The organism is Microcoleus sp. D2_18a_D3, from assembly GCF_036702455.1.
In the GTDB taxonomy this organism is placed as follows: Bacteria; Cyanobacteriota; Cyanobacteriia; order Cyanobacteriales; family Microcoleaceae; genus Microcoleus.
Genome location: NZ_JAUBTK010000079.1, coordinates 25,703 through 36,342 on the forward strand (window position 1 = coordinate 25,703; position 10,640 = coordinate 36,342).

Annotated in this window: 8 protein-coding genes and 1 riboswitch; of the genes, 4 read left to right on the forward strand and 4 right to left on the reverse strand. The window is 43.7% G+C overall.

The window, feature by feature from the left end; genetic code table 11:
• Window positions 1-234 precede the first annotated feature (234 nt).
• The gene (locus QUB06_RS27130) at window positions 235-3,963 is read left to right on the forward strand and encodes a HEAT repeat domain-containing protein (protein ID WP_333437917.1); all 3,729 of its coding nucleotides are present in this window, start codon (window positions 235-237) and stop codon (window positions 3,961-3,963) included.
• A gap of 149 nt (window positions 3,964-4,112) precedes the next feature.
• On the opposite strand, the gene QUB06_RS27135 is transcribed toward QUB06_RS27130, so the two are convergent.
• Window positions 4,113-4,337, reverse strand: a complete 225-nt coding sequence (locus QUB06_RS27135; RefSeq protein ID WP_333437918.1) for a DUF4058 family protein — start codon at window positions 4,335-4,337, stop codon at window positions 4,113-4,115.
• Between the two features lie 217 nt (window positions 4,338-4,554).
• A riboswitch (TPP riboswitch) is annotated at window positions 4,555-4,651 on the forward strand.
• 7 nt (window positions 4,652-4,658) lie between these two features.
• On the opposite strand from QUB06_RS27135, the gene thiC reads away from it, so the two are divergent.
• Window positions 4,659-6,032, forward strand: coding sequence for a phosphomethylpyrimidine synthase ThiC (gene thiC, locus QUB06_RS27140; protein WP_333201965.1), 1,374 nt, complete (start codon window positions 4,659-4,661; stop codon window positions 6,030-6,032).
• A gap of 158 nt (window positions 6,033-6,190) precedes the next feature.
• Window positions 6,191-6,784, forward strand: coding sequence for a Uma2 family endonuclease (locus tag QUB06_RS27145; protein ID WP_333437919.1), 594 nt, complete (start codon window positions 6,191-6,193; stop codon window positions 6,782-6,784).
• 227 nt (window positions 6,785-7,011) lie between these two features.
• Here the strand turns inward: QUB06_RS27145 and QUB06_RS27150 are convergent, their stop codons facing one another.
• From QUB06_RS27150 to pyrE, 3 genes are all read right to left on the reverse strand, one after another.
• On the reverse strand, window positions 7,012-7,494 hold the full coding sequence (locus tag QUB06_RS27150; RefSeq protein ID WP_333437920.1) for a hypothetical protein: 483 nt from the start codon (window positions 7,492-7,494) through the stop codon (window positions 7,012-7,014).
• A gap of 319 nt (window positions 7,495-7,813) precedes the next feature.
• A complete protein-coding gene (gene dcm / locus QUB06_RS27155; RefSeq protein ID WP_333437921.1) occupies window positions 7,814-9,100 on the reverse strand; it encodes a DNA (cytosine-5-)-methyltransferase in 1,287 nt (428 codons plus the stop codon).
• 211 nt (window positions 9,101-9,311) lie between these two features.
• A complete protein-coding gene (pyrE, locus tag QUB06_RS27160) occupies window positions 9,312-9,890 on the reverse strand; it encodes an orotate phosphoribosyltransferase (RefSeq protein ID WP_333437922.1) in 579 nt (192 codons plus the stop codon).
• A gap of 84 nt (window positions 9,891-9,974) precedes the next feature.
• Between pyrE and QUB06_RS27165 the strand changes: the two genes are divergently transcribed.
• On the forward strand, window positions 9,975-10,502 hold the full coding sequence (locus QUB06_RS27165) for a hypothetical protein (protein ID WP_333437923.1): 528 nt from the start codon (window positions 9,975-9,977) through the stop codon (window positions 10,500-10,502).
• Window positions 10,503-10,640 lie beyond the last annotated feature (138 nt).

Consider the following 10,640-nt stretch of genomic DNA (forward strand, 5'->3'; position numbering starts at 1 on the left):
ACTGACTTAGGGGCAAATAAGGTGAGCGCGATCGCGATCGCGATCGGGTGACTCTGGCGAGACTAACTTGTGGGTAGGAACGCCCTGCGGCTTGAGTTGTTACAGCTATTAAGGAAAAAAATGAGCAATGAGGAGGCTCAGTCAAGTTTAAAGTCTCATCATCTAGGCATTATGCCGAATAATTTGTTTATCATAGAAAAGACGCTTTGGTTATAGATATAACTTCACTCTTGCATGATTGCCCCTAGTGAGTTTCAGCGCTACTTACAATCGGTTCTAGATACTTCACGGGAGGACACCAAGCGTGAGGTAAGCGATCGCTATATTCCAACCCTAGCAGAGTTACCCTTGCGGGTACAAACCGCTATATCATCTAAGCCAGACTCACAGGAACAACAACAGGAGAGGCGAGATAAGCCAGACTCACAGGAACAACAACAGGAGAGGCGAGAGCAGTTCGCAGTGCTAGAGGGATTGCGAAAGTATGCCACAGATCATGTGCTGTTAGTGGGTAAACCTGGTTCGGGGAAATCGACTTCGCTGCGGCGGTTGTTGTGGGAAGAAGCAAGACAGTGTTTAGAGGCGATCGAGGAGGGTAAGAGTGAGATTCCCCCCATACCTATACTGATTGAACTGCGCGGTCTTAAAGGTTCAGTGTTAGCAGCGATTCAAGAAAAGCTGAAGTGGTGGCTTTACCTTGATGAGACAACCTTGATAGCTTTCCTCCGTGATAGACGATTGTTCGTGTTCTTAGATGGGTTGAATGAATTACCTAACGAACAAGCTTGGCAAGCAGTAGATGAGTTTAGACAGGTATGTGTTGATTTAAAAGTTTCTTTAATCATTACAACACGGGGACTGGGTTCAGGATTGGTTCAGGGAAATGTTAAGAAGCTGGAAATGCTACCCCTGACTGAGCCTCAGATGCAGGAGTTTGTCTACAAGCAGTTGCCGGAAACGGGTGGGGAACTGTGGGGGCAAATTCAAGGGAAGCTTCGGGAGTTGGCAGAAACGCCATTGCTACTGAAGATGTTATGTGATGTTTTGGAACAGAAGGGAGGGATTCCTAAAAGCCGAGGCGATTTGTTCCGCAAAGAATTTGCGCGACGGTATGAGGAATTTAAGCCTGAAAGACTTCGGAACGTTTCGGACGACTCGCGTCGCTTTGCGTTCGATCTATTGACCTACCTCGCCTTTACGATGGTTCAAGGAGAGCCGCATATCGATTCCTCCAAACCTAGTGCCTCTTGGATTGCTATTCCTAAAACTGAGGCAGAAAAAATACTAGCCACGTTTTTGGCAGGCGATCGCACACCAACTTTGGAGGATACGACAAAAGCAAAAGAGTGGTTAGAGGATTTAGTGGAATGGCATTTACTCCAAGTAGCTAGTGACCCAACCCAAATAGAGTTTCACCATCAACTGTTTCAGGAATATTATGCGGCGGAGCGGCTAGCGCCACAGTTGGCGGAGTTGAGTAATGAAGAATTGCAATATTACTACTTAAATTATCTAAAGTGGACGGAACCGCTAGCAATGGCGATGTCGTTTGTGGAGTCTGAGGCATTAGCAGTGTCGTTTGTGGAGTCTGAGGCATTAGCAGTGCGGATAGTGAAACTGGCACTAGATGTTGATTTGCAATTGGGAGCAAGACTAGCTGGAGAAGTTAAGCGTGAAAATCAAGCCAGAACAGTAAATATGATTACTGATTTAGAAGTTTCAGAAAAATTTAAGGTTAGACTATTGGGCATGACAGGTTCTGATGTTGCTATTCCTTTCCTCAGCCAAGCTCTAGAAAATAATAACGACACCTTTACAAAAAATGAAGTTGCTGATTGCTTAGATAAAATTCATAGTTCTGCTTCAATTCCTCTCCTTAAGAATATTCTAGAGGATGCTGATTTTCAACTTAAGTTAAAGGCTGCTTGTTCCTTAGCTCGTTATGGTGATGAAACGGCTATACCAATTCTTAAAGATGCTCTCAATAACAAAGAATACCATTTTAGAGCTCTTCTGGCCCTAGAGAAAATCAGTCAAGATGTTGTGATTCATGCACTAAATGAAATCTTGAGTAGAGGAGATATAGAGATGCGCCGTCAAGCGGTATCTAGTCTTCATGTTTTAATTCAGCAAAAATATGAAAATATAGTACCTCTTTTAATAAAGGCATTGGGTGATGAAGATAGAGAAATTAGGTATCAAGCAGCATATGTCTTAAAAAATAAAGGAGGAGAAGACGCTCTCGCTGCTTTAGCTAAACTATGGAAAGATGAAAACAGTTCAGTCCGAAATATTGTTTATATTACGTTTAAGGGACAAGAAAGAAAGGATTTAATATCCGAGCTGACAGAATCTCTTTTATCCGAGGATTCCGCACTTCGTAAGAAAGCCGCAGAAACTCTAGGAAGACTGGGTACAGAATCCAAAACAGCCATTGAAGCACTCTTTAAAGTTGCATTTGCAGAGCGAGAATTTCTAGTTCGCAATAGTGCTTCCAACGCTCTGATTCAAATCGGCAACTCAACATTAATACAGACATTATCCAAAATTTTAGAACAACAAGAAGAAAAAGTAATTGAATACAGTTCAAATCACTGTGTAGCAGTTTTTATATTAATGCTGATTCGCTGTAAGGAAGCCATCCCTATATTATCTCGCGTTTTAATAGATAATAATAGAAGTCCTATACTGCGTGGATTGGCAGCTAAAGCTCTGGGTGAAATAGGCGATACATCAGTTAATAATATACTTCTGGAAATACTGAATAATAATCAAATAGATGATTATATCTCGTTTCAGATTCTTTTGGCTTTAGGAAAACTTGGTATTGAAGGTCTTGAAGGCAGGATCGCTAATTTTCTAAAGCATCCAAATTCTGATAGACGAAAAGAAGCTGTAGAAACTTTAGTAATCATTGGAACTGTTACAGCAAATGTTGGTTTAACTCAGGCTCTTGCTGACGATGAATTTTCAGTTCGTTTCACTGCTGCTTGTGCTTTGGCAAGAAACGGTGATCGAGCCGCTATCCCTGTCTTAATTGAAGCACTGGGACAGCGAAATTCTATAGGATGGGAAGATACAAAAGTATGCGAAGATGCTATAGAGTTTCTGAGTCAGATTGGAGGAATAGCTATTATTGCTCTGAAGGAAGCTCTAAATAGTTCGGACTACCAAGTTGAACACAATGCTAAAAAGGCTATTATAAAAATAAGCAAATCTCCCAGAAAATATTTGTTAAGCAACGACCCTGAAAGCAATGATGTTTTAACCTTTGATACTTCCCTTAATGAATTATTAGTAGAATTTAATAAAACTGATGAAGAGTCAAATTTTATAGAAAGTTTTTCTTCAGATTTTGATGCGTATTTGGAATCGGTGTCTGAATTAAATAATGATGCTATCCCTGAAGATATCTCTCTACTTTATAGCATTTTTGTTGAAGAACAATCAAGTGATTTATTGAATTATCTCCTTAATAAAATTTTTTCAACTCAATCACGTTGCGGATTCTACAACTATGAAATTGCACAATCTCCCCTACCAGTGATATCATGTCCGCAGGCAGCAAATTTTAATTCACAAACCATATTGGCTATTATGACCGATCAACCACCAATTATCAACTTTAATCAACCTAATTCGACTATTGGTAATAATTACGCTGCAGAAGGCAGCAATATCAAAATTCAACAAAATGTCCAAAATGTAACTGAGCAATACCGCGCTGAACTCCAAGCTCTTCTGATTCAACTAGCACAGACTTACCCCATTACCACTGAAACTCAGAAGCAGACCTTCATTAAAAAATTCTTAGAACGGATCGAATCTACTCCTAGTTCCGTCAAAGTTCTCCTTGCAGGTGGTATCGAAGGGCTAAAAATTCTTCATCCCGCTGTGGGAATCCCTATTGAAATGTTACGTCGTCTCTACCAAGCTGTGGAAGAACGTCACAATCAAGCGTAAGCAAAGAAGAATATAGAGGTTGGCGATGGCGTGAGGCGTAGCCTTAGAAATGCACCGTTTATTAGGTTGCAACTTAAGGTGTACTTCATCCAATTGCCAACTGCTATAAGGCGATACCATAGCCTGCGATCGCACTCCCTGTCTCCATCCTACGATTCCATCAACGATCGCACCCACTGAAAATCACCCTCGCTCAACGGCGGAACAGGCTGCACTGAATAATCGATCGCAAAATCTAGAGTCGCCTCCAAATAAACTTGTCTCAAAATCTCAGATAAATTCACAACAGGTTCTTCATCTCCTGACATATCTTTAACTTTATCGTCTTGAAAAAGCTTCAAAACAAAAACAACGCGCCGATCGCCTAGCAGCAAAATTGCGCGAAATGGGGATTAATCCTGATGAGGTGTGATTGTTTTTAGGTTGTTAAATGGGGTGCGATTGCCTTCGGGATAGCTGCGCTGGCGTGTACTTTTTAAACAACAGAAATATCAGAAGCCCCAAAAGGGCGATCGCTCGCCTCATCTATCTCTCAATATTAAGATTTCCTTAGTTGCTGCCGTCGCGCCCAGAAATCGGTGATACAATCAACAGCTTAGCTAGGGGTGCCCGAATATCCGGGCTGAGAAAACACCCTTAGAACCTGAGTCTGGGTAATACCAGCGGAGGGAAGCTGTTTATCAAGGAAATTAAATATGCGTACCGAATGGATCGCGAAGCGTCAGGGGCACACCAATGTATCTCAAATGCACTACGCCCGCCAAGGTGTAATTACTGAGGAAATGCACTTTGTTGCTAAGCGAGAGAATCTCCCGCCCGAACTTATCCGCGCCGAAGTAGCACGGGGACGGATGATTATTCCCGCTAATATCAATCACACGAATTTAGAACCGATGGCGATCGGCATTGCGTCTAAATGCAAAGTCAATGCTAATATCGGTGCATCTCCCAACTCTTCCAATATGGAAGAAGAAGTTGACAAGCTTAAACTAGCAGTGAAATACGGCGCTGATACCGTAATGGACTTGTCCACTGGCGGCGGCAATTTGGATGAAATTCGCACTACAATTATCAAAGCTTCACCAGTGCCGATCGGTACTGTACCAATTTACCAAGCTTTAGAAAGCGTTCATGGAAATATGGAAAGTCTAACGCCGAATGACTTTCTTCACATCATTGACAAACACGCTCAACAAGGTGTTGATTACCAAACAATTCACGCCGGAATTCTGATCGAGCATTTGCCGTTGGTAAAAAATCGGTTGACTGGGATTGTCTCTCGTGGCGGCGGCATTTTGGCGCGGTGGATGCTGCATCACCACAAACAAAATCCCCTCTACACTCACTTTAACGACATCATTGAAATCTTCAAAAAATACGATGTTTCGTTTAGTTTGGGAGATTCTCTGCGCCCCGGTTGCACTCACGATGCGTCGGATGATGCTCAATTAGCTGAACTCAAAACTTTGGGACAATTAACTCGCAAAGCTTGGGAACATGACGTGCAGGTAATGGTGGAAGGGCCGGGTCACGTGCCGATGGATCAAATTGAGTTTAATGTCAAGAAACAAATGGAGGAATGTTCGGAAGCACCCTTCTATGTTTTGGGGCCGTTGGTGACAGATATTGCGCCTGGGTACGACCACATTACCTCAGCAATTGGGGCGGCGATGGCTGGTTGGTACGGTACTGCAATGCTGTGTTATGTGACACCGAAGGAACACTTAGGATTGCCGAATGCTGAGGATGTCCGCAACGGGCTGATTGCTTACAAAATTGCGGCTCACGCTGCAGATATTGCACGGGGCCGTCCGGGTGCGCGCGATCGCGATGATGAACTCTCGAAAGCGCGTTACAATTTCGATTGGAACCGTCAATTTGAGCTGTCATTAGATCCAGAACGGGCAAAGGAATATCACGACGAAACTTTGCCAGCGGATATCTACAAAACTGCTGAATTCTGTTCAATGTGCGGGCCTAAGTTCTGTCCGATGCAGACTAAGGTTGATGCCGATGCTTTGACGGAATTAGAGAAGTTTTTGGCTAAGGAACCTGTAGCGCAAAGCTAATTGGATTAATTCGTAGGGTGGGCATTGTCCACCTTACTTAATCGTCAAGCTGTTTCGTTTCTTGTGGGGCGGGCATCCGGCCCGCTCAAAATTAGCGTGCTGATGGCGCACCTTACTTAAGGTTATATTAAAAGCAGTTTCCTAAAAGGAGAATTGCGATGTCCCTTCAATTTCAAAGACGGCTTTTCACGGTGAAAGAATATCATTTGATGGGTGAGACAGGGATTCTTTCTGAAGCTGAGCGCGTCGAACTCATTGAAGGAGAAATTATTCAAATGGCTGCTATTGGAACTCGTCACGCAACTGCTGTGAGACGACTTAACCGACTTTTTCACCGATTACCAGAAGATAGAGTTATTGTTGATGTCCAAAACCCTGTTCAGTTAAGCGAACGTACTGAACCCCAACCTGATGTAGTATTGCTCCAATTTCGCGATGATGATTACGAGACAGCACATCCAGTTCCCTCAGAAGTGTTACTTTTGGTAGAAGTCGCTGACAGTACAGTGGATAATGACAGAAATGTCAAAATTCCTATTTATGCCCGATCGCTCATTCAAGAGGTTTGGCTGATTAATTTAGTGGAAAACATCTTGGAAGTTTACCGCCAGCCAACACCAAACGGTTATAGTTTAATACTAAACTTGTACCCTGGTCAAGAGGTTGCACCGATCGCATTTCCTGATTTTACAGTCAGTGTGGATTTGATATTGAGTGCGGGCGATCGCACTTCCTCAACCGCAGAACAATAAATTTGCTGCTTGATGCTGATTAAACTCCATTTTTCAAAGGCCCTTGCTTTGCAGAGGATAAGCACTTCTGGATTACTTCTAGGCCAACAGCTTCAACCACATTAATACTTACCAAGATATTTATTACCATGCTCTGCCTGGTAACGAGAAATTTTAAATTTGTAGGGTGCGTTAACGCCGTGTAACGCACCGCCAGCCTCATGCACCATTTTAGCTAAGTAAAAGATTTACCTGGATATGTTAGCTTGCGCTGTTTCTTGGCACTTGGAAAGAATGCGCCGATCGTTTGAGCTAATTGTGCGAATAGGATGGAGATTGGTTAGCTGAGTATTGATTTCAACTGTTTGAATTTTTCCGGCTGAGATTGCCTTCGCGGACAGTGTATTTCCCTGAATTTTACCAGTGAAGCACGCAAAGTCCGATCGCGGCGCGTAGATTGCACCAACGACGCGATCGTTCTGGCGTTGAAACACAATATAGTTTTGAAGAACTTGGTTGGGCTGTGGCGAATCTCCGTAGAGGTAAATACCATCTGGCAAAGCAGCAACATTAGTCTTAGAGAGATTTTGTTGTGCTTGAATCGGTTGTTGCTGAATCCCAACACCAATTAGTGTTAGAGGACAAATAAAGGCTGTTGCCAGTAGTTTCCATTTCTTTTTAACAGATGCAGGTAAAATCATTACTGCTTCTCCTTGCGCGTCATCTAACATCTTAAAACAGTCTTCTCTAGTTAATGTCTCACTCAGGTTATAATTTCGCTCTGCTAAAATCAGCCGATTGGTAGAGATTCTGAACCTGAAAGCTTGCGCTTGTTTAGCACCGAAAACTTTATTTTCCCTTGTGCTCCAAGTGCCTGAGCTGATTTTGATAGAATTAGAGCGAGCAGAGTTTATAGTTTCACCCAATAAAACACCGCTCTAAGGTTGATGCCGATGCTTTGACGGAATTAGAGAAGTTTTTGGCTAACGAACCTGTAGTGCCAAGCTAGTTGCTAGGGTGAGCGAAAAAACTCCGCCCACCCTTCCCAATTCACCAGGCGCTAACTTTTTGTTTGGTAGAGCACAAAACATTCTGGATAACTTCTAGAGCAACCGCTTTAACTACATTAATACTTACACTATTACCCAGTTGATGATAAGCTTTATCATCATTAGGATGCAAAATAAAACTATCGGCAAAACCTTGTAACCGCGCAGCCTCGCGGGGAGTAATCCTGCGGACTCGGTTATGATAGTAAACTCCTAATCTATTAGCATCACTGGCAACAATTGTTACAGAAATTTTATGCGGATCGAGAAATTTATAGACTTCAAAGGAAAAGTTACCGGATACAGGTTTGTATTGATTGTTGTTCCGTTGCAGGTACTTTTTTGTCACCAAGGAATCCAGCATTTCATCGAGATTGGGATGAGCAAAAAAAGTAGCTATTTGCTCTTTAGTTAATAGCTTACCATCTTGGTCAGAGCCAAATTTTTTATTGCGCCTTTTCAAGATAAAAAGATTCATTAATTCAATTTCGTCTAAACTGCACTCGCCTCGCAAACCCAGTTCCCAAGAATGAATCGAATTGCCACCGCGATAGTCAATTAGCCGCCTACCGTGCAGTCGGCTGAAATCATTGTTAACTATGTGTTTCAAGGCCTTAACAAATTCTGGCGAACAATCATATTTTGGCTCTGGATTGTCTTCCAAAATATCTGCAACTGTGACAGGTTGACTTAAGGGGGAAAAGAACGATAGCTGTTGATGACTAGAGGAATGCGAATCTTTTGGGCTTACGTCGGTAATTAGCTTAAATTGGGGCGAAGCATTTAAAATTCCTACTAGGTAAACTCGAACGCGGTTCTGAGGTAAACTAAAGTTAGAGCTGTTGAGCAAAAAATAATCGAAGCTGTAACCTCGGCTTTTGATTTCGCCCTTAATAGTTTCGAGAGTTCTGCCGCCGTCGTGGCTGACAAGCCCCCGCACGTTCTCAAAAATAAATGCTTGAGGTTTAAAGGTATCAATTAACCTTGCAATCTCAAAAAATAGCGTGCCTCTGGTGTCTCCAAATCCCTCTTTTTTGCCAGCATAGGAGAAAGACTGACAAGGAAATCCCGCTAGTAAAATTTCATGTTCAGGGAGTTTGTCAATTAATCGGATGTCGCCTAAAGGTGTGTCGGCAAAGTTTTTCTGGTAAACTAATTGAGCGTCGGGATTGATTTCGCTGCTTAATACGCATTCTGTTTCCAGATTCAAGGAACGAGCGGCGGATTCAAACGCTAATCTCATGCCGCCTATTCCTGAGAATAAGTCAATAAAACGGATGGTTTTCATAGCCTTAAACTGGCTGGTTAAGATTGATATCTTGCACCATTGTTAACATGAGTCAGAGCGAAAATATCTGCGTTACCCGGTTCTACCTGGTAACGAGGGGAATCGCACAAACTGCTATTTCTTGTTACTAAGCTGTTACGCATCTAAATTGTATTTTTGGGCGGGCGGGACGCCCACCCCACAAGAATTTGCTCGAATTTGATTGTCAAATTTAGATGGGCCTCAGCTTAATCCATTCCTTAAGATCCTTAATCGTAAAAACTGTTTCAAAGTCCAATCCAACAGAGCGATAAAACTCCGCACCACCTTGCTCTCTGTCAATCAGCGACAAAATACGATCGACTTTATAACCCGCACCGCGCAACCGTTCCACCGCCTGCATCGCCGACTTACCCGTCGTCACCACATCCTCCAAAACGGCCACATTCGTGCCCTCGGGCAACAGCGGCCCCTCAATGTACGCCATTGTCCCGTGTCCCTTCGTCTCCTTTCTGACAATTAGCGCCGGAATCGATCGACCTTCCAGAGCCGAAACCACGCTTACCGCAGTTACAATCGGGTCAGCACCCAAAGTCAAACCGCCCACAGCTTGCACATCCGACGACAGCATCGACAACAGCAAACGTCCCGTTGCCAAAGCACCTTCAGCGTGCAGCGTCACCGGTTTACAGTTAATGTAATAAGAACTTTTCTGCCCCGAAGACAGCACAAAATCGCCTTCGCGATAGGCAAACTCGCACAACAAATCTAGAAGTCGATCGCGCAACACCTTTAAATCCGCAGCATTCATAACTCACACCGTGTAAAAAACACAAATAATCCGCCGATAATCAGTTTATAGTGGAATCGGAATTAATTAAGGAGGCCCAAATATATGAGTCAAAAGTTAAAAAGCCTGAGCGGCGCGTTGATTCTCGCTGTCGCCTCTGCCGCGCTGGCATCCGTCAAACCAGCTCAAGCACAAACAGAGCGATTTCACCCGATTGCCGACGACTTCAACCGACAATACTTTGAAGCTTCAGGAGACTTTTACCACAACGTTAGCTTGCAAGGTTACTTGGGCGACTATTTAGGCATCGGTTCCCCCAGCGGCGTCGTTGCCTTTCCCGAAAAAGAAATTGAGCGGGATGCCAGCCGCGTCAACGGCTTCTACCGACGAGTAATGCAGCGGCAGGTTTCCAGCGATCCGATTCTGCGCGTCCCAGATGCCGTCAATCCCTTCGATGCCTCAATCATGGCACTGCCTGCTGCTTGCCAGCTAGGATCTCAACCAAGCGGCTGTTTCCCTACTCCCGCCGGACTCCAAGATCAGTTTACACTTCCAACACAGCAGGAAGGTTCACCGACTGATGCAGGGCCCGTTAGAGGACTTTATCAAGTAGCGCCCCCTGGCAACAATTAATCGATCGACAGTTGCGAGTTTTGAGCCGAGGCGGATTTACTAAATCTTGGATTTGTATTTTAGGAATGAGAATTAAATAACTTCCACAAGTTTGTGGGATGGGCGTCCCGCCCGTCCTTTTTGGACGGTCGGGACGCC